Source organism: Novosphingobium sp. PY1, from assembly GCF_017312445.1.
In the GTDB taxonomy this organism is placed as follows: Bacteria; Pseudomonadota; Alphaproteobacteria; order Sphingomonadales; family Sphingomonadaceae; genus Novosphingobium.
The window spans coordinates 277,931-303,978 of record NZ_BLTI01000001.1; the positions used below are offsets into that span (position 1 = coordinate 277,931).

20 protein-coding genes are annotated in these 26,048 nt (G+C 65.0%); 18 read left to right on the forward strand and 2 right to left on the reverse strand.

Annotated elements, in window-relative coordinates:
• The first annotated feature begins 6 nt into the window (after positions 1-6).
• The 16 genes from glgC to cobA all read left to right on the forward strand — a co-directional run bounded on the left by glgC (position 7) and on the right by cobA (position 22,340).
• Complete coding sequence (glgC, locus tag J3474_RS01325) at positions 7-1,269, forward strand: glucose-1-phosphate adenylyltransferase (RefSeq protein ID WP_013832318.1); 1,263 nt, start codon at positions 7-9, stop codon at positions 1,267-1,269.
• Positions 1,270-1,273: 4 nt separating this feature from the next.
• On the forward strand, positions 1,274-2,743 hold the full coding sequence (gene glgA / locus J3474_RS01330) for a glycogen synthase GlgA (RefSeq protein ID WP_207092840.1): 1,470 nt from the start codon (positions 1,274-1,276) through the stop codon (positions 2,741-2,743).
• Entirely contained in the window at positions 2,740-4,545 is a 1,806-nt protein-coding gene (gene glgX / locus J3474_RS01335) for a glycogen debranching protein GlgX (protein WP_207092841.1), read from the forward strand. The genes glgA and glgX overlap by 4 nt, the downstream gene beginning before the upstream one ends.
• Positions 4,546-4,675: 130 nt before the next feature.
• Positions 4,676-5,254 (forward strand): ANTAR domain-containing response regulator, encoded by a 579-nt coding sequence (locus J3474_RS01340; RefSeq protein ID WP_041559243.1) that lies wholly within the window; start codon positions 4,676-4,678, stop codon positions 5,252-5,254.
• A gap of 1 nt (position 5,255) precedes the next feature.
• Positions 5,256-6,464, forward strand: coding sequence for a CmpA/NrtA family ABC transporter substrate-binding protein (locus tag J3474_RS01345; RefSeq protein ID WP_207092842.1), 1,209 nt, complete (start codon positions 5,256-5,258; stop codon positions 6,462-6,464).
• Positions 6,465-6,688: 224 nt separating this feature from the next.
• Entirely contained in the window at positions 6,689-8,116 is a 1,428-nt protein-coding gene (locus J3474_RS01350; RefSeq protein WP_148274952.1) for a CmpA/NrtA family ABC transporter substrate-binding protein, read from the forward strand.
• Between the two features lie 28 nt (positions 8,117-8,144).
• Complete coding sequence (locus J3474_RS01355; protein ID WP_207092843.1) at positions 8,145-9,197, forward strand: ABC transporter permease; 1,053 nt, start codon at positions 8,145-8,147, stop codon at positions 9,195-9,197.
• Between the two features lie 32 nt (positions 9,198-9,229).
• Positions 9,230-10,939 carry an ABC transporter ATP-binding protein gene (locus tag J3474_RS01360; RefSeq protein WP_007013573.1) on the forward strand — a complete coding sequence of 570 codons (1,710 nt, stop codon included), beginning with the start codon at positions 9,230-9,232 and terminating at the stop codon, positions 10,937-10,939.
• A 213-nt stretch (positions 10,940-11,152) separates the two neighbouring features.
• Positions 11,153-12,391 (forward strand): alginate export family protein, encoded by a 1,239-nt coding sequence (locus J3474_RS01365; RefSeq protein WP_207092844.1) that lies wholly within the window; start codon positions 11,153-11,155, stop codon positions 12,389-12,391.
• 154 nt (positions 12,392-12,545) lie between these two features.
• Positions 12,546-13,367: a formate/nitrite transporter family protein gene (locus J3474_RS01370; protein WP_007013576.1), complete on the forward strand. Its 822-nt coding sequence runs from the start codon at positions 12,546-12,548 to the stop codon at positions 13,365-13,367.
• A gap of 96 nt (positions 13,368-13,463) precedes the next feature.
• Positions 13,464-15,275 carry a bifunctional protein-serine/threonine kinase/phosphatase gene (locus J3474_RS01375; protein ID WP_207092845.1) on the forward strand — a complete coding sequence of 604 codons (1,812 nt, stop codon included), beginning with the start codon at positions 13,464-13,466 and terminating at the stop codon, positions 15,273-15,275.
• Positions 15,275-15,715, forward strand: a complete 441-nt coding sequence (gene cynS, locus J3474_RS01380; RefSeq protein ID WP_038577141.1) for a cyanase — start codon at positions 15,275-15,277, stop codon at positions 15,713-15,715. The genes J3474_RS01375 and cynS overlap by 1 nt, the downstream gene beginning before the upstream one ends.
• Positions 15,716-16,088: 373 nt before the next feature.
• Entirely contained in the window at positions 16,089-18,596 is a 2,508-nt protein-coding gene (nirB, locus tag J3474_RS01385; protein WP_038575673.1) for a nitrite reductase large subunit NirB, read from the forward strand.
• A complete protein-coding gene (gene nirD, locus J3474_RS01390) occupies positions 18,596-18,964 on the forward strand; it encodes a nitrite reductase small subunit NirD (protein ID WP_007013580.1) in 369 nt (122 codons plus the stop codon). Before nirB ends, nirD begins: the two co-directional genes overlap by 1 nt.
• A gap of 5 nt (positions 18,965-18,969) precedes the next feature.
• Positions 18,970-21,549, forward strand: coding sequence for a nitrate reductase (locus J3474_RS01395; protein ID WP_207092846.1), 2,580 nt, complete (start codon positions 18,970-18,972; stop codon positions 21,547-21,549).
• The gene (gene cobA / locus J3474_RS01400) at positions 21,546-22,340 is read left to right on the forward strand and encodes a uroporphyrinogen-III C-methyltransferase (RefSeq protein WP_207092847.1); all 795 of its coding nucleotides are present in this window, start codon (positions 21,546-21,548) and stop codon (positions 22,338-22,340) included. The genes J3474_RS01395 and cobA overlap by 4 nt, the downstream gene beginning before the upstream one ends.
• A 116-nt stretch (positions 22,341-22,456) precedes the next feature.
• On the opposite strand, the gene J3474_RS01405 is transcribed toward cobA, so the two are convergent.
• On the reverse strand, positions 22,457-23,230 hold the full coding sequence (locus tag J3474_RS01405; RefSeq protein ID WP_207092848.1) for an anti-sigma factor: 774 nt from the start codon (positions 23,228-23,230) through the stop codon (positions 22,457-22,459).
• Positions 23,227-23,724 carry an RNA polymerase sigma factor gene (locus tag J3474_RS01410; protein WP_007013584.1) on the reverse strand — a complete coding sequence of 166 codons (498 nt, stop codon included), beginning with the start codon at positions 23,722-23,724 and terminating at the stop codon, positions 23,227-23,229. Before J3474_RS01410 ends, J3474_RS01405 begins: the two co-directional genes overlap by 4 nt.
• 83 nt (positions 23,725-23,807) lie before the next feature.
• On the opposite strand from J3474_RS01410, the gene J3474_RS01415 reads away from it, so the two are divergent.
• Positions 23,808-25,055 (forward strand): S8 family serine peptidase, encoded by a 1,248-nt coding sequence (locus tag J3474_RS01415; RefSeq protein WP_207092849.1) that lies wholly within the window; start codon positions 23,808-23,810, stop codon positions 25,053-25,055.
• 137 nt (positions 25,056-25,192) lie between these two features.
• The gene (locus J3474_RS01420) at positions 25,193-26,032 is read left to right on the forward strand and encodes a hypothetical protein (protein WP_207092850.1); all 840 of its coding nucleotides are present in this window, start codon (positions 25,193-25,195) and stop codon (positions 26,030-26,032) included.
• Positions 26,033-26,048 lie beyond the last annotated feature (16 nt).

Consider the following 26,048-nt stretch of genomic DNA (forward strand, 5'->3'; position numbering starts at 1 on the left):
GGGGTGATGAGAAGTCCGATCGGTCAGCCGCTTGCGCGCGATGCCATGGCCTATGTCCTTGCCGGTGGGCGGGGCAGCCGTCTGGCGGAACTGACAGACAATCGCGCCAAGCCTGCGGTCTATTTCGGCGGGAAGACGCGGATCATCGACTTCGCCCTTTCCAATGCGATCAATTCGGGCATTCGCCGCATCGGTGTCGCCACGCAGTACAAGGCGCATAGCCTGATCCGCCACATGCAGCGGGCGTGGAACTTCATGCGCCCCGAACGCAACGAGAGTTTCGACATCCTGCCAGCCAGCCAGCGCATTTCCGAAATGCTGTGGTACGAAGGCACGGCCGATGCGGTGTTCCAGAACATCGACATCATTGCCGCCCACGGTCCGAAGTACATGGTCATCCTCGCCGGGGACCACGTCTACAAGATGGACTATGAGCTGATGCTGCAGCAGCACGTCAACTCGGGCGCGGACGTCACTGTCGGCTGTCTTGTCGTGCCGCGCATGGAGGCGACCGGTTTCGGCGTCATGCACGTGGACAAGGACGATTGCATCACTGCCTTCGTCGAGAAACCGGCCGACCCGCCGGGCATTCCCGGGCAGGAGGACATGGCGCTCGCTTCGATGGGCATCTACGTCTTCGAGACCGAATTCCTGTTCGACCAGCTGCGCCGCGATGCCGACGATCCCAATTCCAAGCGCGATTTCGGCGGGGACATCATTCCCTACATCGTCAAGCACGGGAAGGCGCAGGCCCACCGTTTCACGAATTCGTGCATTCGCGCGGCCGAGGAGATCGAGGAGTACTGGCGCGACGTCGGTACGGTGGATGCCTATTTCGAGGCCAACCTCGACCTGACGGACACCGTGCCAAAGCTCGACATGTACGATCGCGACTGGCCGATCTGGTCGGATGCGGTGGTCGCCGCGCCGGCCAAGTTCGTCCATGACGAGGAAGGGCGGCGCGGCATGGCGATCTCCTCGCTGATCTCCAACGACTGCATCGTCTCGGGCGCCACCGCGCGCCGGTCTCTGCTGTTCACCGGGGTCAAGATGGGCAGCTATTCCAGCGTCGATGAAGCGGTGATCCTGCCGTACTGCAATATCGGCCGCAAGGCGCGGCTAAGCCGGGTCATCATCGATTCCGGCGTGCGTATCCCTGAGGGTCTCGTCGTGGGCGAGGACCCGGTTCTCGATGGCCGACGCTTTCGCCGTACCGAGAACGGGGTGTGCCTCATCACCAAGCCGATGATCGATCGACTGGAGCAGTAAGGGCGTGACGTTGAAAGTCCTGAGCGTCGCTTCCGAAGCGGTTCCGTTGATCAAGACGGGCGGTCTGGCCGACGTGGCCGGGGCGCTTCCGGGTGCCGTGGCCGATCACGACGTGGCGATGACGACCCTGCTTCCCGGTTATCCTTCCGTGCTCAAGGCCATGGCCCGGGCCAGGGCGGTGCACCAGTGGGATTCGCTGCTCGGTTCGCCGGCGCGGCTGTTGTCGGGCAAGATCGGCGCCAAGGGCGCAGAGCATCCGCTGCTGGTGCTCGATGCGCCCGAACTCTTCACGCGGGACGGGGCACCGTACAGCGACGTTTCGGGCAAGGACTGGAACGACAACTGGCGGCGATTTGCAGCGCTTGGCCGCGCTGCAGCCGATATTGCCGGGGGCGCCATGATAAGGCGCGGCAAGCCGCAGGGCTTTGACCTCGTCCATGCGCACGACTGGCAGGCTGCGATGGCCTGCGCCTACCTGCGTTTCGCGCCCTATGGCGTTGCGCGCATCCCATCGGTGGTGACGATCCACAACATGGCCTTCCAGGGCTGGTTCGGCCGGGAGATCTTCGCGCAGCTCGGCCTGCCGCCCAAGGCCTGGACGATGGACGGCGTGGAGTATCACGGCGGCGTCGGCATGTTGAAGGCGGGGCTCGCCTCGGCCGATGCAGTGACCACGGTCAGCCCCACTTACGCGCGTGAGATCCGCTCCGGGACGTTCGGCATGGGGCTGGAGGGCCTGATCATCGCGCGCGGCAATGCGGTTTCGGGCATCCTCAACGGCATCGACACCGATGTGTGGAATCCCGCCACCGACAAGGCGCTGGCCTCTACCTTCACGGCGCGTACGCTGGAGCGGCGCATGGCGAACAAGCGCGCGCTGGAAGCCGATTTCGATCTCGACGAGGACGATGGCCCGCTGTTCATCGTCGTCAGTCGCCTGACCTGGCAGAAGGGCATGGACGTCCTGCCCGAAGTGCTCGACCACCTCGTCGGCATCGGCGGCAGGTTGGCGCTGCTCGGCTCGGCCGATCCCCATATCGAACATCAGCTGTTCGAAGGCGCCGCGCGTCACCCCGGCCGGATCGGCATCCGCATCGGTTACGACGAGGACCTGTCGCACCGGATGCAGGGCGGGGGCGATGCAATCCTTGTGCCTTCGCGCTTCGAGCCTTGCGGGCTGACCCAGCTTTATGGCCTGGCTTATGGCTGCATCCCGGTTGTCTCGCGCACCGGCGGTCTGGCCGACACGGTGATCGACGCCAACCCGGCCGCGCTTGCCGCGGGCTGCGCCACCGGCATCCAGCATGACGGCGTGACCTACGATGCCCTGGCCGCCGCGCTGACCCGAACGGTCGATCTCTATCGCCAGCCCGAGGTCTGGCAGAAGATCCAGAAGAATGCGATGAAGTGCGACTTTTCCTGGAAGGCAAGCGGCAAGGCCTATGCCGACCTCTATCGTTCGCTGATCGCATGATCCCGCTCGGCGCGAGGGTTCGGGAAGGCACCACGCGTTTTGCGGTGCGCTCTCCGAGGGCCGAACGTGTCTGGCTGTGCCTGTTCACAGGCCGCAGGGAAACCCGCCATGAAATGGCGCGCGATGGCGAAGTCTGGACGCTCGAATTGCCGGAAGACCTGTCCGGCGCGCGCTATGGCTACCGTGCCGCAGGAAAGTGGGCGCCGGAGCAGGGCTGCTGGTTCGATCCTGCCAAGCTGCTGGTCGATCCTTATGCCGTGGAACTGGACCGCCGTTTCCGTCAGGATCCGCGTCTGGCTGCTTTCGGCAAGGATACCGCCGCCATCGTTCCCAAAGCGCGCGTTCCCGCGAGCCAGCCATCCGTGCCGGTCGAGACGCCGCGCTTCGCCGCCGGCGGACTGGTTTACGAAATCAATGTGCGCGCCTTCACGATGCGCCATCCCGACGTACCCCGGCGCCTGCGCGGGACCGTGGCGGCGCTGGCGCATCCGGCGGTAGTGGCACACCTGAAAAAGCTCCATGTCACGGCTGTCGAACTGATGCCCGTAGTGGCGTGGATCGACGAGCGGCACTTGCCGACGCTCGGCCTCGTGAACGCCTGGGGCTACAACCCCGTAGCCATGATGGCGCTCGATCCCGGCCTGTGTCCCGGCGGCGTCGCCGAACTGCGTAAGACAGTCGCGGCGCTTCATGCCGAGGGGATCGGCGTCCTGCTCGATCTGGTCTTCAACCATACCGGCGAAAGCGATGTCGAGGGCGGGGTGATCTCGCTGCGCGGTCTCGACGATGCGGTCTATGGCCGCGCACCGGACGGCGCGCTGATCAACGATTCCGGCTGCGGCAATACGCTCGACTTCGCCAATCCGGCAGTGCGCCGGATCGCGCTCGATGCCATGCGCCATTTCGTCAGTCAGTGCGGCGTCGACGGTTTTCGCTTCGATCTCGCTCCCATCCTTGCGCGCGGGCCGGGCTTCGATCCCGCCGCGCCGATCTTCGCCGAGATCGAGGACGATCCGCTGCTGTCGAGCCGGGTGCTGATCGCCGAACCCTGGGATATCGGCCCGGGCGGCTACCAGCTCGCCAATTTTCCGGCGCATTGGCTGGAATGGAACGACCGTTTCCGCGACGACGTCCGCCGGTTCTGGCGCGAGGAGGAGGGCGTGGGCAAGCTGGCCACCCGGCTGGCAGGGTCTTCCGACATCTTCGGGCCGCACTGGCCCCATGCCGATTGCCGCTCGGTCAACTTTCTTGCCGCGCACGACGGCTTCACGCTGGCGGACACGGTTTCCTACGCGCACCGCCACAACGAGGCCAACGGCGAGGAGAACCGGGACGGGCATGGCGAGAACTACAGCTGGAACAACGGCGCCGAAGGTCCGACGGACGATCCCCACGTGCTGGCAAGGCGCGCCCATGACCTGCGCGCGCTTCTCGGTACGCTGTTCGCCTCGACCGGGACGATCATGCTGACGGCGGGCGACGAATTCGGCCGCACCCAGCAGGGCAACAACAACGCCTATTGCCAGGACAACGAAATCGGCTGGATCGACTGGGAAAGCCGCGATCTCGCTCTGGAGGATCATGTCGCCCGGCTCTCGCTGGTCCGGGCGAAGCGGCGCGCGTGGTTTGCGCGCTTTCCCGATACGGTCGCATGGCACAGGCTCGACGGCGAGCCCAAGTCCGTGGCCGACTGGGAGAACCCGCATAGCGAAGGGTTTGTCTACGAAGCGCGCGAACAGGACGGCGGCATTCGCGTGGAAGTGCGCCGCCATGATCGCGAAGTGCGCTTCGCCGCGATCTGAATCGGCCTGATCGGCACTCTACGCTTGCCATTCGGGCGCTTTGCCGCAATGAGCCGCATCCGCCCGGGGGGGGCATCGAGCATCTGGCTACTTGCCAAACGGCGCTGCTGCGCTGCACAATGGGGTGATCATGCGAATTGCCGTCATCGACGAAAGCGCCGCGCGCGCCTCGATCATCCAGGAGGGGCTGGTCGCCCTGGATGATTGCGAGATCTTTGTCCTGACGGAGCGCCGGGGCCTGCTTGCGCGGATCGGCGAGATCAATCCCGACATCGTCCTCATGGACCTCGGCAACCCCTCGCGCGACGTGCTGGAAGAGTATTTCTCGGTGAGCAGGGCGCTCGACCGGCCGATCGCGATGTTCGTCGACGAGTCGGACGACGAATCCATTGCCGCTTCGGTGGAGGCAGGCGTCTCGTCCTACGTCGTCGACGGCCTGGCGCCCAACCGTATTCGGCCGATCCTCGATCTGGCAATCACGCGCTTCAATGCCTTTTCGCGCCTTCAGAACGACCTCGCCGCGGCAAAGGGCAAGCTGGCCGAACGCGAAACCATCGATGCGGCCAAGCGCATCCTGATGAACAGCAGGGGCTTGCCCGAACCGAAGGCCTATGCAGAACTGCGCAAGGCGGCGATGAACCAGGGCAAGCGCATAGTCGATATCGCCGAGGCCATTGTGACGGCCGACCGGCTGATGGGGGATCATTGACGTGAGTACCGAGCTGACCGTCGGCTTCCTGCCTCTGGTGGATGCGTGTCTGCCGATTCTGGCGAAGGAACATGGCTTTGCCGAGGAAGAGGGCGTCACGCTTTCGCTGGTGAAGGACATGAGCTGGGCGACCGTGCTCGATCGTCTGCTTTATGGCCACAGCGATGCCGCGCATCTCGTCGCTCCGCTGGCGATTGCCGCGACGCTGGGCCGCGGGCGTCCGGCGCAATCGCTTTCGGTGCCCTTTGTCCTCGGCCTTAACGGCAATGCCGTGACCTTGCGGCCCGAGATCGCCCGGATGGTCCGGCCTGAAGGGCAGATCGGCGATGCGGCCGAAGTGGGCGCGGCGCTCAAGACAATCGCCCAGGAACGCAAGGCCGCCGGCAAGCCGCTGACTTTCGGTGTCGTCCATCGCTATTCCAGCCATAACTACATGCTGCGTTACTGGCTGGCGGGCTGCGGCATCCGGCCCGACATCGACGTCGACATCACAACGGTTCCGCCGCCCTTCTGCGCCGATGCGCTCAAGCAGGGGGAGGTCGACGGAATTTGCGTCGGCGAGCCGTGGAATTCGGTTGCGGTCGAACAGGGCGCCGGCGAGATCGTGCTATCCACCGCGCAGATCTGGCGGCGGGGCGTGGAGAAGGTGCTGGCCCTGCGCGAGCAGGTTCTCGACGAGAAGCGCGAGGGCGTGCAGCGCCTGATCCGCGCCTTGTGCAAGGCCGGTGCGCACTTCGTCGATCCGGTCAACTGGGAGCTCAATGCCGAGATTCTCGCGCGTCCGGAATATCTCGACGGATCGGCCGAACTGATCCGCCGCGCGATCTCGGACCAGTTGCTGATCGCGCGCGGGGGCGCCCTGATCCACTATCCCAATTTCATGTTCCAGTACCGCGAGGCGGCGAACTTCCCCTGGGTCAGCCAGGCGGAGTGGCTCTACACCCAGATGGTACGCTGGGATAACGTGCCTTTCGATGCGCAGGATGCGCAAAGGGCGGCCCGCGTGTTCCGCCCCGACGTTTACCGCAGTGCACTCCTGGGTACGGGTGAGCCGCTGCCAGGAGCCAGTTCGAAGGTCGAGGGCAGCATCGAGACGTCCATGGTGGTTGGTACCCAGCAGGGCGCTATCCAGTTGGAACCGAACAGGTTTTTTGATGGCGAAGTGTTCGATCCGAGCGACATCGAGGGCTATCTGTCCCGGCTTCCCTGAGCGGAAATTCGTTGTGCGGTGCAAAAAGGCCTTTACGCGAGCGGGGCGAATCGCTTAAACATCAAGTCACGCAGAACGGTCAGCTCCCAAGGACGGGAGCATCGCAAGATCGGACTGCGGGTATCAGAAATCAGTGGCAACGCAGCCGCCCGATGTAACCCTGCTTGGGTTCGCGTCGAGGCGGTTTTTTTGCGTTTGCCTGATGTACTTGGGGATTTGTTCGGATGAGCATGAAGCGGGGGTTCGGGTTTACACGTCGCGCTGCAGTTATCGCGCTGATGGCCAGCGTGGCGCTGGCCGGGTGCGGCAGCAAGAGCGAGGCTCCGTCGGGTGATGCGGTGAAAGCTGCAGCGGCACCGGGCGGCATCGAGAAGCCGGTGCTCAAGCTCGGTTTCATCAAGCTCACGGACATGGCCCCGCTCGCCATCGCCAAGGAGAAGGGCTTCTTCGCCGAGGAAGGCCTCAACGTCACGCTCGAGCCGCAGGCGAACTGGAAGGTTCTGCTCGACGGTGTGATCGGCGGACAGCTTGACGGCGCCCACATGCTGGCCGGTCAGCCTATCGCCGCCACCATCGGATATGGCACCAAGGCCGACCTGATCGCCCCCCTCAGCCTCGATCTCAACGGCAATGCCATTACCGTTTCCAACAAGGTCTGGGACATGGTCAAGCCAAGCCTTCCGATGGAAGGCGGCAAGCCCAAGCACCCGATTTCGGCTTCGGTCCTCCAGCCGGTCGTCGCCAGCTTCAAGCAGCAGGGCAAGCCCTTCAACATGGGCATGGTCTTTCCGGTTTCGACCCACAACTACGAGCTGCGCTACTGGCTTGCCGCCGGCGGCCTGAACCCGGGCTTTTACACGCCCGGCGATGTCGGCGGCACGGTCGACGCGGACGTCCAGCTCTCGGTTACCCCGCCGCCGCAGATGCCTGCCACGCTCGAGGCCGGCACCATCGAAGGCTATTGCGTGGGCGAGCCGTGGAACCAGGCGGCGGTGCAGAAGAAGATCGGCGTGCCGATCATCACCGACAACGAAGTCTGGCATGACAACCCCGAGAAGGTCTTCGGCCTGCGCAAGGACTTCGCCGAGAAGTATCCGGGCACGACCGCAGCCATGCTGCGTGCGATCATCAAGGCGCAGCAGTGGCTCGATGCCGATGGCGGCAAGAACCGCGCCGAGGCGGTGAAGATCCTCTCGCAGCCCAACTATGTGGGCGCTGACGAGAAGGTGATCGCCGCATCGATGACCGGCAAGTTCACGTTCGAGCCGGGCGATACCCGCGATGCGCCCGGCTTCAACATCTTCTTCGACAAGAACGCCGGCTATCCGTTCTATTCGGACGCGATCTGGTATCTGACGCAGATGCGCCGCTGGGGCCAGATCCCCGAGGATCACGATGACCAGTGGTACATCGACCAGGCCAAGGCCGTCTATCGTCCCGACCTCTATCTGGCAGCTGCCAAGGGCCTTGCCGAAAAGGGCGTGATCCCTGCCGATGCGATCCCCGAAACCGACGGTTTCAAGCCGGTCGACAACGGCTTCATGGATCACATCCCCTACGATGGCCACAAGCCGAATGCCTATATCCAGTCGCTCAAGATCGGTCTGAAGAAGGGCCAGAAGGTGACGGCTTCCGGCGTGACCGGCGGCTGACACCCAAGCTAATCCGAGGAGAATTTCGATGGCAACCGCCTTTGCCGATGTAGAGCCGAAGGGAATGGCTCTGGCCCAGTCGGAGAACCCCGTGACCCAAGCTGCAACCGAGCCGGCTGCGTCCGAAAGCAAGGCCGAAAAGGCCGCGCCGCCGGCAGTCCTGGCCAAGGTGCAGGACGTCATTGCGAAATTCGGCAAGGGGCTGATTGCCCCGATCCTCGGAATCGCGGCATTCCTTGCCATCTGGGCGGCTCTCGCCCCGCAGGTCGACACCTCGCTCGGCGCGCTTCCTGGCCCCTTGGAAGTCGCCGAGCAGGGTGTTGCCCTGTACGATGAATGGCAGGCAGCGAATGTCGCCAAGGCCGAGTTCTACGAGGCGCAGGACGGCCGCATCGCGGCGGGAACCCAGGCGGTGGCCTTCAACTATGCCGGCCCGCCGACCTTTCTCGACCAGGTGCTGACCTCGCTCAAGACGGTCGCGCTCGGGTTCATCCTGGCCACGGTGTTCGCCGTGCCCATCGGCCTTGCCGCGGGCCTTTCGCCGATGTTCAACGCCGCGATCAATCCGCTGGTGCAGATCATGAAGCCGGTCAGCCCGCTCGCCTGGCTGCCGATCGTGACCATGGTCGTCTCGGCGACGGTTTCCAGCGCCGACCCGATGCTGGCCAAGAGCTTCGTCATCTCGGCCATCGTCGTTATGCTCTGCTCGCTGTGGCCGACGCTGATCAATACCGCCATCGGCACTGCCTCGATCGACAAGGACCTGCTCAACGTCGGCCGCGTGCTCAAGCTCGGCTGGTTCGCGAAGCTGACCCGCCTCGTCCTGCCCAGCTCGCTTCCCTACATCTTCACCGGCATGCGCCTCTCGCTGGGCGTGGGCTGGATGGTGCTGATCGCCGCGGAAATGCTCGCCCAGAACCCTGGCCTCGGCAAGTTCGTGTGGGATGAGTTCCAGAACGGTTCCAGCCAGTCGCTTGCCCGGATCATGTTCGCGGTGATCGTGATCGGCCTGATCGGCTTCCTGCTCGACCGGATCATGATGATGCTCCAGTCGCTCGCCAACCGTAACCACACGATCTGATCGTCAACCCCACCAGCCGAAGGAAACAGACAATGGCCACGATCCTTTCGCTCAAGGGTGTCTCCAAGTCCTACTCGTCCAAGGCGAAGGGCGGACAGAATGGCGGCGTCACGCAAGTGCTCGAGGGTATCGACCTCGATGTCGAGGAGGGCGAATTCATCGCCATCCTCGGCTTCTCGGGCGCGGGCAAGACGACGCTGATCTCCTCGATCGCCGGACTGATCGAGCCCGACGCGGGCGAGATCCTGCTGCACGGCAAGCAGATCGAGGGGCCCGACAAGGACCGTGGCCTCGTTTTCCAGTCCTATTCGCTGTTCCCCTGGCTGACGGTCGAAAAGAATGTCGCGCTGGCCGTCGATGCCGTCCACAAGGACCGCAGCAAGCAGGACCGTGCGGCACTTGTGAAGCAGAAGATCGAACTGGTCGGTCTGGGTCACGCGATGGACCGCAAGCCCGCCCAGCTTTCCGGCGGCATGCGCCAGCGCGTCTCGGTGGCCCGCGCGCTGGCGATGGAGCCGGAGATCCTGCTTCTCGACGAACCGCTTTCCGCGCTCGACGCACTGACCCGCTCCAAGCTCCAGGATGAGATCGAGCGTATCCGCAAGGAAGAAAAGCGCACCATTATTCTCGTCACCAACGATGTCGACGAGGCACTCCTGCTGGCCGATCGGGTCGCGATCCTGACGCCTGCGCCTGCCGCCACGATCGGGCGGATCTTCGAAGTCGACGTGCCGCGCCCGCGCGACCGCGAAGCGGTGAACGACGATCACCACTTCCAGTCGCTGCGCAAGCAGATCGTCGCCTACCTCGGCATGCTCAACGAGCAGGGGTCAAGCGTGGGCGAAAGCTCTGTCGAACTGCCCGAAGTGGTGCCGCTGGACCTGTTCGCGGGCAAGGAAGCCGAGCTTCCCGCAGCCTATACGGAAGCCGCGAAGACCGCGGTGGAGCGGCGCTACATGGAGTTCTACAAGCTCCACAAGGTCTACCCGACGCCCAAGGGGCCGCTGACCGTCGTCGAGGACTTCAATCTCCTGATGGACAAGGGCGAATTCATCTCGCTCATCGGACACTCTGGCTGCGGCAAGTCGACCGTGCTGACGATGGCGGCCGGCCTCAACGAGATCAGCAAGGGCGGCATCATCCTCGATAACCGCGAGGTGGACGTTGCGGGGCCGGACAAGGCGGTGGTTTTCCAGGCGCCGAGCCTGATGCCCTGGCTTACCGCGCGCCAGAACGTCGCGCTGGGGGTCGAGCGGGTCTATCCGCATGCGTCCAAGGCCGAGCGCCGCGACATCGTCGACTATTACCTCGACCGAGTGGGCCTCGCCGATGCCAAGGAGAAGATGGCGGCGGAGATGTCCAACGGCATGCGCCAGCGCGTCGGCATTGCCCGCGCCTTCGCGCTTTCGCCGCGCTTGCTGCTGCTCGACGAGCCCTTCGGCATGCTCGACAGCCTGACGCGCTGGGACCTGCAGGACGTGCTGGTCGAGACCTGGAACCGCACCAAGGTCACCGCGATCATGGTCACCCACGACGTCGACGAGGCGATCCTGCTGGCCGACCGCGTGGTGATGATGACCAATGGCCCGCAGGCCACCATCGGCAAGGTTCTGAAGGTCGACCTGCCGCGCCCGCGCGATCGCAAGGCGCTGCTCGATCATCCCAAGTTCTACCAATACCGGCAGGAAGTGCTGCACTTCCTGGCCGAATACGATCACGGACCGGCGGCCAAGGCCGCCTGATACAAAGATGGCCGCACGCGCGCAAAGCGCGGCGGCCGCGAACGCGCGCGCTCATGAGGGGCGGCGACGGGCAATGGAGTCCGTTCGTCCGACGCGCACAAGCGGATCGCACGGTTCGCACCGGGAGAGGGTCATAGCGGCGGGCAACGGTGTCTGCCTTCGTTCCTGTTCGGAAGGGGCGCCGGGGGATGGCGCCCGTGGAGGCTTACGCATATGAAAATGACTCTCTCGCTTGCCGCTCTGGCCGCCACTGTCGCCACGCTTGGCCTGTCTGCGCCAGCACAGGCCAAGGTCGGGGACCCGGTCAAGGTCAGTGACGATGTAACCATCGACCCCATCATCGACGGTGTCCTGCGTTATGAACACGTCGACCAGGACGATATCAATCTCGATGCAGATGCCGTGACCGTGCGCCTGCGCGCGGGCGCCGAAGTGTCCACCCACGGCCTGTCGCTGCTGGCCGAAGGCGAGGGCACCCTGGCGATCGTCGACCATTACAACGACACTATTCCCGGCAATAACGGATATCTGGGCGCAGAGCCCTATTCGGTCGTGGCCGATCCGCAGAACATCGAACTCAACCGTCTGCAGGTGGCTTATGCGGCCAAGGGCAGCAAGGTGACCATCGGTCGCCAGCGCATCATTCTCGACAATGCCCGTTTCGTCGGTAATGTCGGCTGGCGCCAGAACGAGCAGACTTTCGATGCAATTCGCGCCGAGACCAAGATCGGTCCGGTGATGTTCGATGGCACTTACGCCATTTCCCAGCGCACGATCTTCGGTGCGGACAGCCCGAACGAATACTTCGATGGCGACATGTTCCTCGTCCAGGGCGGGCTGGACCTGAAAGTCGCCAAGGTGAAGGGCTTCGCCTACCTGCTCGACTACGACAGCCGTCTCGCCTATTCGAGCCAGACTTACGGCGTGCTCGCCAATGGCGCCATTCCGCTCGGCGATGCGTTCAAGCTGAACTTCTCGGCGACTTATGCACGCCAGAGCGATTACAAGCTCAATCCGGTCAACTATGCCGCGGATTACATCAATGCCGAACTGGGCGCATCGATCATGGGCTTCGGGCTCAAGGCCGGATACGAGGAACTGGGCAGCGATGACGGCGTGGCCGCCTTCCAGACCCCTCTGGCCACCGCCCATGCCTTCAACGGCTGGGCCGACCTGTTCCTGACCACGCCGGCGGCAGGTCTGCGTGACTATTACGGCGGCTTCACCAAGAAGATCGGCGACGCCGGTCCGCTCAAGGGCCTGAACGGCGCGGTTGTCTATCACAAGTTCGAAAGCGATTTCGGCAGCGTGAACTACGGCCAGGAATGGGATGCCAGCCTGGGCTTCTCGATCAGGAACTACGCCGTTCTGCTCAAATACGCGAATTACGATGCCAAGAACTTCGGTACCGATACCGAGAAGTTCTGGCTGCAACTGGCATTCAAGTACTGACCGACTTGAGGAGGGGAACTGGCTGCAGTTCAGGCATGGTCGAGCGAATGCCGAAGCAATGCCCGGGCTGCAGCCGGAACCGAACGCTTTCAAACGAGGGAAAAGTCTAGCGTACGCATTGAACCTTTTATCTGGCAACGGGGAGTATTCGTAGATGGCATATCTTGCGCCTTCAGAATTTGTCACCAAGCTGATCGATGCTGGTGAATCGAAGATCATGATGTCGACCAAGGACACGCTGGTTCGCGCCTACATGGCCGGTGCCACGCTGGCCCTTGCTGCGGCTTTTGCCGTTACCATCAACGTCCAGACCGGTCAGCCGCTGGCGGGCGCCGTCCTGTTCCCGGTCGGCTTCTGCATGCTCTACCTGCTCGGCTACGACCTCCTGACCGGTGTATTCGTGCTGGCCCCGCTTGCGGTATGGGACAAGCGGCCGGGCTGCAACTGGTCCGGTGTCCTGCGCAACTGGGGGCTCGTCTTCACCGGCAACTTCGCCGGGGCCCTGACGACAGCCGTGCTCATGGCCATCTACTTCACATATGGTTTTGCCGCCGAGCCAAGCGAAGTGGGTGTTAAACTCGCGGGCACCGGTGTCGCCCGCACGGTGGGCTATGCCGAATACGGCATGGCCGGCTGGCTGACGATCTTCGTGCGCGGCATGCTGTGCAACTGGATGGTCTCGACCGGCGTCGTGGGTGCCCAGATCTCGACCACCGTATCGGGCAAGGTGATCGCGATGTGGATGCCGATCATGCTGTTCTTCTACATGGTCTTCGAGCACTCGATCGTGAACATGTTCCTGTTCCCGACCGCGCTGATGCTCGGCGGTAACTTCACCATCGGCGATTACTTCTGGTGGAACGAGATCCCGACCGTCCTGGGCAACCTGGTCGGCGGCCTGACCTTTACCGGTCTCATGCTCTACACCACGCACGCCCGTACCGGCGCGAAGCGCGTGGTCAAGATGGCAGCCTGAGCTATCCTGCTGGCTGCATTCGATCGGGAGGGGCCCAGCAAACCCTCCCGATCCCTTTCCCGATTACCTGAGCCTGCCGCAGGCGAGGACGGATCCTTGCGAAACCAGCTTGCCGTAACCATCGGCCAGTATTCGACGGCCGGAACCAAGGAGGCGAACCAGGACTTCCATGGCGCCTTGGTTCCCGATGGCGAGGAACTGTGGACCAAGGGCGTGGCCCTTGCCCTGGCCGACGGAATCAGCACGAGCGCGCTGGGCGCGGCAGCGGCGGAGACCGCGGTAAAGTCCTTCCTTACAGACTATTTCGCGACCTCCGAAGCCTGGTCGGTCCAGACCAGCGCGGCCCGCGTGATCTCTGCGACGAATTCCTGGATGCACGCGCAGAACCTCAAGGGGCGCGGCACGAACCTGTCCGACGAGGAGCGCGAGCGGGGCATGGTCTGCACGCTCTCGGCGCTGGTCCTCAAGTCGCGCTCGGCCTACGTCTTTCATGTCGGCGATGCGCGCGTGGCGCGGGTCAGCGGCTCGGTCTTCGAGCCGCTGACCGAACCGCACCGCGTCTATCTGGGCGGGGGGGAAAGCTATCTTGCCCGCGCGCTCGGGATCGACAGGCGCGTCGAGATCGACCGCCGCAAGGTGCCGGTGGCGAGGGGCGACATCTTCATCCTGACGAGCGACGGCGTCCACGACGTGCTGCCCGACACTGCCTTCCTCGAGGCGGCGAGGGGAGAGGACCTCGACGCGGCGGCGCGCTTCCTCGCCGATGCCGCGCTGGCGGCAGGCAGCGAGGACAATCTCACGGTCCAGATCCTTCGCGTGGAGGACTTGCCGCAAAGCGACCTGGACGATCTTGCGGGGGAAGAAGCGGCGCTGCCGCCTGCGCCGCATCTGATTGCCGGGCAGGATTTCGAAGGCTTCACGGTCCTGCGCGAGCTGCATGCCGGGCATCGCAGCCACGTCTATCTCGCGCGCGATGATGAGACCGGGCAGCGGGTGGCGATCAAGGTGCCCTCCACCGAAAATGGTGCGGATCCGGCAGAGCTGCGCCGCCTGATGCTGGAGGAATGGATCGCGCGGCGCGTCAGGAATACGCACGTTCTGGGCGCGCCCGCTGCGCGAGCGTCTCGCCGACACGCCTATGCGGTTACCGAATTTCTCGAAGGCGCGACCCTGGAGGACTGGGTCGGGTTCCAGTCCGGGCCCACCGACCTTGTGGCCATACGTTCGATCGTGAAGCAGGTCGCCTCCGGCCTGCAGGCGCTTCATCGGCTAGAGATCCTCCATCGCGACCTGCGACCCGCCAACGTCATAGTCGACAGTGAGGGGACAGCCCGGATCATCGACTTCGGCTCCGCACTCGTAGCCGGGCTCGACGAGCTGGCGCCGCGGGCGGAGGATGCGATGTTCGCCGGGACCATGCAGTTCACCGCGCCGGAAATATGGCTGGGCGCTGGCGCAAGCCGGAAGTCCGACCTGTGGTCGCTTGGCGCAATCGCCTATTTCATGCTGACCCGCAGCCTTCCCTACGGTGTGCGTCTCAGCGCCGCGCGTACACGGTCGGCGCAGAGGAAGCTGGCCTATATCCCGGCGAGCGAGATCAACCCCGAAGTGCCCGACTGGATGGATGCCGCACTGGCACGGGCACTCGCGCTCGATCCGGCGGATCGCTACGAAGAACTGTCCGAATTCACGTACGACTTTGCCCATCCCAATACCGCGCTTGCCGCGCCGCCGCCGCGTCCCTGGCTGGCTCGGCGACCGGAACGCTTGTGGCAGGCGATCAGCGCCGCCCTGGCGCTGGCCCTTGCCCTGTCCATCGCGACACGCGGCAACGAGCGCGAGCCTGGCGCTAGTCATGGTAGCGCCAATAGAGTTTCCACCCCCAGAACCGAGGAGATCCCGGAATGATGACCAAGGCCGATGTCACCGACATGATCTATGAAAAGAAGCGCGCTGGCGGCGTGACTTGGGCCCAGATCGCCGAGATGGCCGGGATGCAGGAAGTCTTCGTGACGTCGGCATGCCTCGGCATGAATTCGCTTCCGCGCGAGAGCGCCGACAAGGTTGCTAAAGGCCTGGGCCTGCCGCAGGAGGCAGCGGTCGTGCTGGCCGAATATCCCAAGAAGATGTTCGAGGCGACCGTCCCCACCGATCCGTGCATCTACCGCTTCTACGAGATTGTCGGCGTCTATGGCGAAACGCTGAAGGAACTGATTCAGGAAAAGGGTGGCGATGGCATCATGAGCGCCATCGACTTCGACATGACCGTCGAGAAGATCCCCAACGAGAAGGGCGATCGCATCGAAGTGAAGATGTCGGGCAAGTTCCTTCCCTACAAGAGCTGGTAAGGGGAAGTACCACTGGTCGACCGTCATGCTGAATTCGTTTCAGGGTGACGGTCGCCAGGTTCAGACTGTTCGCCTTTCCACCGCCATTCCATCCGGGGTAAGGTCGATCTGTAATCATAAACATCTGATTTGTATGAATAATCAACCTTTTCCTGCTGCACTGCAAAAAACCGTCTTGCGCCGCACACGGCGAATCGGTTAAACAAGCCCAAGCGAGAAAGCGTCCGTCCACCGTTGGACGAATTGAGCGCCTCGCCTTCAGATTTACAGACGCGTGGCAACGACGCCGCCCGTACCTTTCCCGATTGGGAACAGGCACGAGGCGGTTTTTTTGTGTGCGCGTTGCGAACGGAGACGTGACGTGAATGCACCGATGAACTTCGAGAAGGGCGACCTTCCCGGCCAAGGCCGGGAAAGGCTCGTGGTGATCGGCAACGGCATGGCGGGTTGCCGCGCCGTCGAGGAAATCCTGGCGCGCGATCCGAAGCGCTTCGACATCACCATTTTCGGCGCCGAGCCGCGGGTGAACTACAATCGCATCATGCTTTCTCCGGTTCTGGCCGGTGAGAAGACCTTCGACGAAATCGTCATCAATACCCAGCAATGGTACGATGATAACGGCATCACGCTGATCTCGGGCGACAAGGTCGATCACATCGACCGCGAGGCGATGACGGTGATTTCCGCGTCCGGCCGCGCCGAACCCTACGACCGGCTGCTGATCGCCACCGGCTCCGATCCCTTCATCATTCCCGTGCCGGGCAAGGACCTCGATGGCGTCGTTACTTTCCGCGACCTCGATGACGTCGACAAGATGCTCGGTGCGGCCGAAGCCGGCAACGCCAGGGGCGGCGGCAATGCCGTCGTCATCGGCGGCGGCCTGCTCGGCCTCGAAGCGGCCCACGGCCTCTCGCTGCGCGGGATGAAGGTCACGGTCATCCACCTCATGCCCACGCTGATGGAACGCCAGCTCGACGAGGCAGCCGGCTGGCTGCTCAAGACCGAGCTGGAACGCCGTGGCCAGACCATCCTGACCGGTGCGAATACCAGGGAAATCCTCGGCAAGGACGGCAAGGTCGCCGGGGTCATGCTGGATGACGGCACCGAGATCCCGGCCGACATCGTCGTCATGGCCGTCGGCATCCGCCCGGCCACCGGCCTTGCCCGCGCCGCCGGCCTCGAGGTCGAGCGCGGCATCATGGTCGACGACCACATGGTCACGTCCGATCCGGCGATCCTCTCCGTGGGCGAATGCGTCCAGCACCGCGGCATGTGCTACGGCCTCGTCGCGCCGCTCTGGGACATGTGCCGTGCCCTGGCCGACTTCGTTACCGAGAGCCCGACCGGCTATGAAGGCTCGGTCACGTCGACCAAGCTGAAAGTCTCGGGGATCGACCTGTTCTCGGCCGGGGATTTCTCCGGCGGCGAGGACTGCGAGGACATCGTCATGCGCGATGCTTCGCGCGGGGTGTACAAGCGCGTCATCGTCAAGGACAACAAGGTCCTGGGCGCAGTGCTTTACGGCGATACTGCCGACGGCTCCTGGTACTTCGACCTGATGAAGAAGGGCGAGGACGTTTCCGAAATCCGTGAGGCCCTGATCTTCGGCCAGGCCTTCGCGTCCGGGGGTGCGCTCGCGGACCCTAACGCCGCCGTTGCTGCCCTCTCGGACGATGCCGAGATCTGCGGCTGCAACGGCGTTTCCAAGGGCGCCGTCGTCCAGTGCATCACCGGCGGGGCACACTCGCTCGATGCCGTGCGCAGCGGCTGCAAGGCCTCGGCCTCCTGCGGTTCGTGCACGGGCCTCGTCGAAAGCCTGCTGGCGGTGACGCTGGGCGGCGAAGTCGAGAGCGGCCCGAAGACGATGTGCAAGTGCACCAGCTTTACCCATGACGACGTACGCAAGCTGATCGTGGAGAAGCAGCTCAAGGTCATTCCCGAGGTCATGCAGGAACTGCACTGGACCACGCCGGACGGCTGCGCCTCGTGTCGCCCCGCGCTCAATTACTATCTGCTCTGCGCGTGGCCGGGCGAATACGAAGACGACCAGAAGAGCCGCTTCGTCAATGAACGCCTTCACGCCAATATCCAGAAGGACGGCACTTACTCGGTCGTCCCGCGCATGTGGGGCGGGCTTACCAACCCCACCGAACTGCGTGCGATTGCCGATGTCGTCGAGAAGTACAACGCGCCGATGGTCAAGGTGACCGGCGGACAGCGCCTCGACATTTTCGGCATCAAGAAGGAAGACCTGCCTGCCGTCTGGGCCGACCTCAATGCCGCCGGCATGGTCTCGGGCCACGCCTACGGCAAGTCGCTGCGCACGGTGAAGACCTGCGTCGGCTCCGAATGGTGCCGCTTCGGCACGCAGGATTCGACCGGGCTTGGCGTCAAGATCGAGAGGATGACCTGGGGCTCGTGGATGCCCCACAAGTTCAAGATCGCCGTCAGCGGTTGCCCGCGCAATTGCGCCGAGGCGACGATCAAGGACTTCGGGGTCGTCTGCGTCGACTCCGGCTACGAACTGCACATCGCCGGCAACGGCGGCATCAAGGTCCGCGCGACCGACCTGCTCTGCAAGGTCGATAGCGAGGAAGATGCGCTCGAGATGTGCGCTGCCTTCATTCAGCTCTACCGGGAGGAAGCACATTATCTCGAGCGCACAGCTCCCTGGGTCGAACGGGTCGGGCTGGAATACGTGAAGGACAAGCTGGCTGAAGATGGCGCGGTCCGGACCTACGCTGCCCGGTTCCTCTATTCGCAGCAATTCATGCAGGACGATCCCTGGGCCAAGCGGGCCGCGGGAGACCGAAAGGACCTGCACGCCCACATCGCCACCGTGCGTCCGCTGGACATGGCCCTGGAACTGGAGAAGGCATAATGATCGGCGACTGGCTTGATATCGGACCGATTTCGCAGATCGAAGCCGGCACCGCGCGCACCCTTCCGGTGGAAGGGGGCGAGGAAATCGCGGTGTTCCACACGATGCGCAACGAATTCTTCGCGCTGCGCAACAAGTGCCCGCACAAGCAGGGGCCGCTCAGCCAGGGCATCGTCCACGGCGACGTCGTGACCTGCCCGCTGCACAACTGGAACATCTCGCTGCGCAGCGGCAAGGCGCTGGGCGATGACGAGGGCTGCGTCCCGACCATTCCGCTCAAGGTCGATGCTGGGCGCATCTACCTGCTGCGTTCCGCCGTTATCGGCACAGGCGAGACGGATACCGCCCAGACCCGGGCGGCGGCCTGATCGCCATGAAGGTGATCCGCACGACTTGCGCCTATTGCGGAGTAGGCTGCGGCATCACTGCCGAGGTTTCCGGCGATGGTGATCGGGGGGTCGCCATCGTCGGGGATCGGCAGCATCCGGCGAACAACGGCCGGCTATGCTCCAAGGGCACCCACCTTGCCGAGACGGTAGGGCTGGAGGGCCGCCTGCTCAGGCCGATGATCGGCCAGGGCGAGGCGAGCTGGGACGACGCGCTCGATCTCGTCGCCGACCGGATGAGCGACTGCATCGCCCGGCACGGGCCCGACAGCGTCGCCTTCTATGTCTCGGGACAATTGCTCACCGAAGACTATTACGTCGCCAACAAGCTGATGAAGGGCTTCGTCGGCAGCGGCAATATCGACACCAATTCGCGGCTTTGCATGGCGAGCGCAGTGGCCGCCCATAACCGCGCCTTCGGCGAGGATGTCGTGCCGTGCTCTTACGAGGATCTGGACGCGACCGACCTTGTCCTGCTGGTCGGCTCGAACACCGCCTGGTGCCACCCGGTCGTCTGGCAGCGCATCGAGAAGACGCGCGAGCGGCGCGGCACCAAGATCGTGGTCATCGATCCGCGCCGTACCGAGACGGCGGAGCAGGCCGACCTGCACGTGCCGATCGCCCCCGATGGCGATACCGCGCTGTTCAACGCCCTGCTGGCCGAGATGAACCGGCGCGGCAAGCTGGACCAGGCATTCCTGCGCGATCGGGTCGAAGCCGACGCCGGCTTCTGGGATGGGCTTGACTGCGATCCCGGCGTGACCCCGGGACTCTTTGCCAAGCTGTGCAATATCGTTGCCGAGCATCCGCGCATGGTCACCCTGTTCAGCCAGGGGGCGAACCAGTCGGTAGGCGGCACCGACAAGGGCAATGCGATCATCAACTTCCACCTCGCGACAGGCCGGATCAACCGGATTGGCGCGGGGCCGTTCAGCATCACCGGCCAGCCCAATGCAATGGGTGGTCGCGAGGTGGGGGGACTGGCTAACACGCTCGCGTGCCATCTCGGATTTTCCGAGCAGGAACGCGCCGATGTCTCGGCCTTCTGGGACGCGCCCAACATATGCGCCGGGCCCGGCCTCAAGGCGGTCGACATGTTCCGCGCCATTCATCAGGGCAAGATCAGGTTCCTCTGGGTCATGGCCACCAATCCGGCCGTCTCGCTGCCCGATAGCCAATTCGTGCGCGAAGCGCTTTCGCGTTGCCCGACCGTGGTCGTCTCCGACATCATTGCCGATACCGACACGGCCAGGTTCGCCCACGTCCGCTTGCCTGCGCATGGCTGGGGAGAGAAGGACGGCACCGTCACCAATTCCGAACGCTGCGTCAGCCGCCAGCGTGCCCTATTCGCTGCGCCGGGAGAGGCCCGCGCCGACTGGAAGATCATGGCCGACGTCGCGGCGCGGATGGGCTGGGCGGAGAGTTTCGCCTGGGACAAGCCTGCGCAGATCTTCCGTGAATACGCGCTCATGACGTCGCTTTCCAAGGCGCGCGGAAAGGTCCTCGACCTGACGCATCATGCCCGGCTGAGCGACGATGAATACGAAGCGATGGAGCCGTTCCAGTGGGGCGGCGAGCGGCCGCTGGCCTGGCGCTTCCCTACGGAGAGCGGCAAGGCCCGGCTCGTGTCGGTGCGGCCACCGGCGCCGGTGACGAGCGCCGAATTCCCGCTGCGCCTCAACACCGCGCGCTATCGCGACCAATGGCACACGATGACGCGCACCGGTCTGTCGGCCACGCTTTCGCAGCACCGTCCCGAGCCGCTGCTGGAAGTGCATCCCGCCGATGCCGAAACCTTCGGCCTTGTCGATGGCGGCCTCGGCAGGGTCGAGACGGCAAGCGGATCGGCGGTCTATCGGGTTCAGGTGTCCACGGGGCAACGCCGCGGCGAAGTCTGCGTGCCGATGCACTGGACCGACGCCATGGCCGGGGAAGGGCGCTCCAACCGTTTGCCCTCACAGGCGGTGGATCCCGTTTCCGGCCAACCCGGATTCAAGAACGGCGCCGCGCGTGTCGTCGCCCTTTCGCCCGCGTGGCGGGCCTTCGTCGTGCGCGGTGACGTCATCGCGCCCGAGGGACTGCTGTACTGGACCCGTTCGCGCATCAAGGCGGGCTGGCTCTATGAACTCGCGGGCGAAGGGGCGATCGACATCAGCGCGTTGCTGCCCGACGGCGAACGGCTGGAAGTCGCCGACATTGCGCGCGGCATGCGCCGCATCGCGGTGCGCGGGGAAGGGGGCTCGCTCGTTGCCGCAGCCTACCTCACCCGCTCGGGCGAACTTCCCTCGCGCGGCTGGGTGGCCGACCAGCTCGGCCTTGACGAGGCGAGCACGGCAGAACTGCTTGCCGGACGCCCGAGCGCGCCCTTGCCGGATCGCGGTCCGATCGTCTGCGTCTGCCACGGCGTGGGCGAGAAGGACATCGAACTGGCGGTCAACGAGGGCGCGGCGACAGTGGCCGAAGTGGGCGGTTGCACCCGCGCAGGCACCAACTGCGGATCGTGCCGGCCGGCGATTGCCCGGTTGCTGGAAGTCTGTTCGACGCTTGAAAGGGAAGCTGCAGAATGACCGATGTGTTCAAAGGGGACTTCCCGGCCGGATCGGTATGGCTGGTCGGTGCCGGTCCGGGCGATGCCGAATTGCTGACGCGCAAGGCCGAACGCCTGATCGGCGAGGCCAGCGTGGTCTTCTATGACGCGCTGGTCGGTCCCGAGATTCTCGAGATGGCCGCGCGCTCGGCACGCCTCGTCCATGTCGGCAAGCGATCCGGTCGCCACTCGAAAGACCAGGGCACGATCGACAGGCTGATTGTCGAAGCCGCGCTGCAGGGAGAGAAAGTCGTGCGTCTCAAAGGCGGCGACCCGGCGATCTTCGGCCGCGCCACCGAGGAACTCGAAGCCTGCCGCGAAGCGGGCGTTATCGTGGGAATTTGCCCGGGCGTGACCGCCGCCAGCGCAGCGGCGGCCAGCCTTGGCGCCTCGCTGACCTTGCGCGGTCTTGCCCGCAAGCTGACTTTCGTGACCGCTCATGCGCGCGCCGGAGAGGAGCTGCAGCTCGACTGGTCGCGACTTGCCGATCCGGAAGGCACGCTCGCTGTCTACATGGGCAAGGCGGCGGCCCCGCAAGTCTCGGCCAGACTGATCGAGGCCGGTCTTCCCGCCGATACACCGGTTGCCCTGGTCGAAAGCGCCAGCCTGCCGCAGGAACGCCATTTCCATACCCGCCTCGACCTGCTCCCCCTCGCCGCCCGCACCGCGCTGGGAGACGGGCCCGCGCTGCTGCTGATCGGTCGGGCCATGGCCCGACCCGAAGACGCGGACGCCGCGGTGGCATTACTGGAGGCCGGAACGGCAATCTGAAGGTTTACCCAGAGAGCGTCATTTTCTCAGACACCGTCATCCCAGCCTGCGCGGGGGTGACGAGATAAGCCCGATCATCCTGAGCCCGCCGAAGGGGCACGCGCAGCTTGCGGCCTTCAGTCCTTCCACCCATTCGCTTTCGCAGCCTTCTCCTGCTCCGCGTCGAGCGGGGCGCCCTTGGCCATGTCCTGCGCGGCGGCCATGAGTTCGGAATTGGCCGAGCCCGCCTGCCGGTATTCGGTCCCCTGCCGCGCCCCGCCGTCGATCGTGCGTTCGAGCACCCAGCCGCGATCGTCCTTGCAGGCGATACCGGAGGTGCCACCGGAAGCGAAGACGCGGCAGTAGTCGCCGTCGCCGCGCCGAAAGCTCGTCAGGATCTGGAGCGATCCCTTGTCGCTCGCAGCGGCCAGTTGGGTGTCCAGCCCACGTTCCAGCGCGCCCGAGGCCACAAGTGTGCCATCGCGGTCGGTTACCGAGCCCTTGAGCGTAAGCTGGGTGCCCATGAACACCCCCAGGGCCAGCGAAGCGGCAATGGCGACGCCGGTGCCCCAGCGCTGCATGAACGGGCGCGCCCGGGCCGTCTCCCTGGCTTCCTGCGCGGCTTTCTTCGCCTTTTCGGCCCTCGCGGCGGCAAGGCTCACGACCTTGCGTTCCTCGGCCTGCGCGTCCTCTTCGGCCGCGGCGGCGATCATTGCCTTCCAGGCGTCCGGAACGGGCTCCTCGGCAACGGGATCGAGATGGCCGCGCAAGGCAGCCCGTAGCTTGCGTTCGGCATCGAGTCGCAAGGCGAGGTCGGGATCGGAAGCGATCGCGGCTTCGATCCGCGCAGCGTCGACCGGCGAAAGCTCGCCGTCGGCATAGGCCATCAGCTCTTCGTCGGTCACCTTCATGCCGCTTCTCCCAGTTCGCGCAAAAGGGCTTCGCGCCCGCGTCCCAGCCGCGAGGTCAGCGTTCCTTGCGGAATGCCGAGAATCTGCGCAGCTTCCTTGTAGCCGAAGCCTTCGACCATCACGAGAACGACCGCCTCGCGCTGTTCTTCGGGCAGGCGCTGCAGGGCCCGGTCGACATTGCCGAGTTCCACGCGGTTCTCCGCGTCCCTGTCGCCGGCCACGCCCACGTTCGCGCCTTCGTCCTCATGGACGAAAGTCTGCGACCGGCGCGTTCTTGCCCTGACTTCGTCTATCCACTGGTTCCGCATGATCCTGTATACCCAAGCATCGAGCCGCGTGCCTTCCTGCCACTGCTGGCGGGCCTTCAGCGCCCGTTCGATCGTCTGTTGGCACAAGTCGTCGGCATCGGCACTGTCCTGCGTCAATCCGCGCGCAAACCGCCGCAATCGCGGCAGCAGCGCTGTCAGTTCCTCGCAGAAGCGTGTCGTGCTCATCGAATTGCCTTGCCTGGGGATGAAACGGATGGACGGGAACGTTTCATCCCTGAGTGCTATCTTTTTTGTTATCGGACAAGACCATGAAGACCCGGAACCTCAAGCGATGCGCCCTTGTATCGGCCGTGATCCTGCTGATCGCAGGTCCGGCGCGCGCGCAACTGGGCCTGCCGTTGCCCGGCGATCCGCTGGGCACCCTGGGGCAGGTGACGCAGGATCTGGGCGATACCGCCCGCGACGCGCTGGAGCCGGTGCGCGATGTGGCGCGAAGTGCCCGCGGCCTCGCGCGCGAACGGGTGCAGCGCCTGACCCGCTTTGCCCGCAGCAACCGGGAGACGGTGGAACTCGACGACACCGGCGCGCCCGCGCGGCGCGGGGAAGTGCTCCTGATCGATCCGGCCGGCGAGGACGTCGCCCGGGCCGAAGGCGCGGGTTATGGAGTGATCGAACAGGGAACTATCGAAGGTCTCGGCCTTGCCTATGCACGGTTGTCGGTGCCGGGCGGCCGCCCGCTGGGCAAGGCGATCCGGTCCCTGCGCAAGCTGCTTCCCGAGCGCGAGATCACGGCTGACCAGATACATTTTCCGTCCGGCAGCGCGTTGAGCGTGGCCGCATCGTCCGCCGCGAGGGCAGACCTGCCACTGGGCGGGACCGTTGGTGTGATCGACGGCGGGATCGCCGGGTCCGACCGGTTGGCCAGCCAGCGCGGGTTTGCCGAAGGGGCGCCCAAGGCCAGCGAACATGCTTCGGCGATCGCCTCGCTCCTTGCCGGTGCCGGAACGGCAAGGCTCTATGGCGCGGACGTCTATGGAGACGACCCGGCTGGCGGCAATGCGCTGGCGATTGCCAAGGCAATCGGCTGGATGCGCCAGAACGCCGTGCCGGTGGTCTCGATCAGCCTGGTCGGCCCAAAAAACCTGCTGCTCGCCAAAGCCATTGCCGCAGCGCGTGCGCACGGCATGGTCGTGGTCGCGGCCGTGGGCAATGACGGCGCCGCGGCGCCCCCGGCCTACCCGGCCAGTTACCCGGGCGTCGTTGCCGTGACCGGGGTCGATGGCAAGGGCCGCGTCCTGATCGAGGCCGGCAAGGCGCTGCATCTCGATTACGCGGCTCCGGGAGCGGACATGTCCGCGCTCGTGCCCGGCCGGGGGCGCATACCCTTGCGCGGGACCTCCTTTGCCGCGCCGCTTGCCGCGGCCCGCATTGCGGCCCGGTATCCGCGCCTCGGCAGCTCCGTAACGGCGCTCAAAGCGGTCGATTCAGAGGCGATCGATGGATCGGGCCGGACCGGGCGCGGGGTGCTCTGCGGGGCCTGCCGCAAGGGCGCCTGACCGACAAAGTCAAAAAACTTTCAAAAAAATCGGCCCCCGCGCGGATGAAAGGCAAAGTGCCATCCGTTCCTTCCACCAGAGACCCCCGAGGCAAGGTTCACGCCGAAGGGAAGGAAAGCAAAGGAAGGAGCAAGATCATGAAGAAGCTCACATTCGCAACTGCAATCGCTACCCTGGCACTCGTCGCCCTGCCGGGCGCAGCCAATGCCCAGTTGCTTGGCGGGGGCAGCCTTGGGGGCGGCCTCGGCGGCTCGATCGGCGGAACCCTTGGCGGGAGCGTCGGGAGCGTCGGCAGCACCATTGGCGGCGCCGGTAGCGCTATGGGCGACATCGGGGTTTCGCGCGCCGGCCGCACAGTAACGTCCACCGTCAACGGCTCGGGCGAGGCGTCGGCCTCCAAGTCGGTCACGGCTCCCGAGGTTTCCGCGCCGGATGCTTCCGCATTGACCGGCAAGGCCACTAGTGCCGCCGCCAATGCCCGCGACCGCGCCACCGGCCTCGTCGGTACCGCGCGTGATACCGCCGGCAACGCGGTGGGCAGCGCCAAGGGTGCGCTCGGTTCGGCCAGCGGCAGCGCCATGGGGTCGGCGACCGGCGCGGCTTCGGGCTCCGCCAATGGCTCGGGCGCGAGCGGCTCGGCTTCCGGTTCGGCGAACTCGGCCCTGACCGGTGCTGCGGACCTGCCGGTCGGCTCGGCGCCATCGGCTTCGCAGCTGACCGACGCCGCCGGTAGCGCGGCTGGCGCCGTGCGCGATCGGGCCACCGCACTGGGTTCGCAGGTTCGCGGCGCGGCCGGCAACGCCGCCAGCACGGCTGCCAGCACCCAGGCAAGCGGTAACGGCAGCGGTTCGGCCAATGCTTCGGCCGGTAATGCCAGCTCCAGCGCATCGGGTTCGGGCAGTGGCTCGGCCTCGAAGGAAGGCGCCAGCGGTTCGGCCAGCTTGGGCGTGAACGTCAGCACGACCGACGGCGCCTGAACCGAAACGGGCCTGA

Bases quoted from the DNA above. Each gene is read 5' to 3' on its own strand.
- glgC (WP_013832318.1), top strand. From the start codon at position 7: ATGAGAAGTCCGATCGGTCAGCCGCTTGCGCGCGATGCCATGGCCTAT.
- glgX (WP_207092841.1), top strand. From the start codon at position 2,740: ATGATCCCGCTCGGCGCGAGGGTTCGGGAAGGCACCACGCGTTTTGCG.
- J3474_RS01340 (WP_041559243.1), top strand. From the start codon at position 4,676: ATGCGAATTGCCGTCATCGACGAAAGCGCCGCGCGCGCCTCGATCATC.
- J3474_RS01350 (WP_148274952.1), top strand. From the start codon at position 6,689: ATGAGCATGAAGCGGGGGTTCGGGTTTACACGTCGCGCTGCAGTTATC.
- J3474_RS01355 (WP_207092843.1), top strand. From the start codon at position 8,145: ATGGCAACCGCCTTTGCCGATGTAGAGCCGAAGGGAATGGCTCTGGCC.
- J3474_RS01360 (WP_007013573.1), top strand. From the start codon at position 9,230: ATGGCCACGATCCTTTCGCTCAAGGGTGTCTCCAAGTCCTACTCGTCC.
- J3474_RS01365 (WP_207092844.1), top strand. From the start codon at position 11,153: ATGAAAATGACTCTCTCGCTTGCCGCTCTGGCCGCCACTGTCGCCACG.
- J3474_RS01370 (WP_007013576.1), top strand. From the start codon at position 12,546: ATGGCATATCTTGCGCCTTCAGAATTTGTCACCAAGCTGATCGATGCT.
- cynS (WP_038577141.1), top strand. From the start codon at position 15,275: ATGACCAAGGCCGATGTCACCGACATGATCTATGAAAAGAAGCGCGCT.
- nirB (WP_038575673.1), top strand. From the start codon at position 16,089: ATGAACTTCGAGAAGGGCGACCTTCCCGGCCAAGGCCGGGAAAGGCTC.
- nirD (WP_007013580.1), top strand. From the start codon at position 18,596: ATGATCGGCGACTGGCTTGATATCGGACCGATTTCGCAGATCGAAGCC.
- J3474_RS01395 (WP_207092846.1), top strand. From the start codon at position 18,970: ATGAAGGTGATCCGCACGACTTGCGCCTATTGCGGAGTAGGCTGCGGC.
- cobA (WP_207092847.1), top strand. From the start codon at position 21,546: ATGACCGATGTGTTCAAAGGGGACTTCCCGGCCGGATCGGTATGGCTG.
- J3474_RS01405 (WP_207092848.1), bottom strand. From the start codon at position 23,230: ATGAAGGTGACCGACGAAGAGCTGATGGCCTATGCCGACGGCGAGCTT.
- J3474_RS01410 (WP_007013584.1), bottom strand. From the start codon at position 23,724: ATGAGCACGACACGCTTCTGCGAGGAACTGACAGCGCTGCTGCCGCGA.
- J3474_RS01415 (WP_207092849.1), top strand. From the start codon at position 23,808: ATGAAGACCCGGAACCTCAAGCGATGCGCCCTTGTATCGGCCGTGATC.
- J3474_RS01420 (WP_207092850.1), top strand. From the start codon at position 25,193: ATGAAGAAGCTCACATTCGCAACTGCAATCGCTACCCTGGCACTCGTC.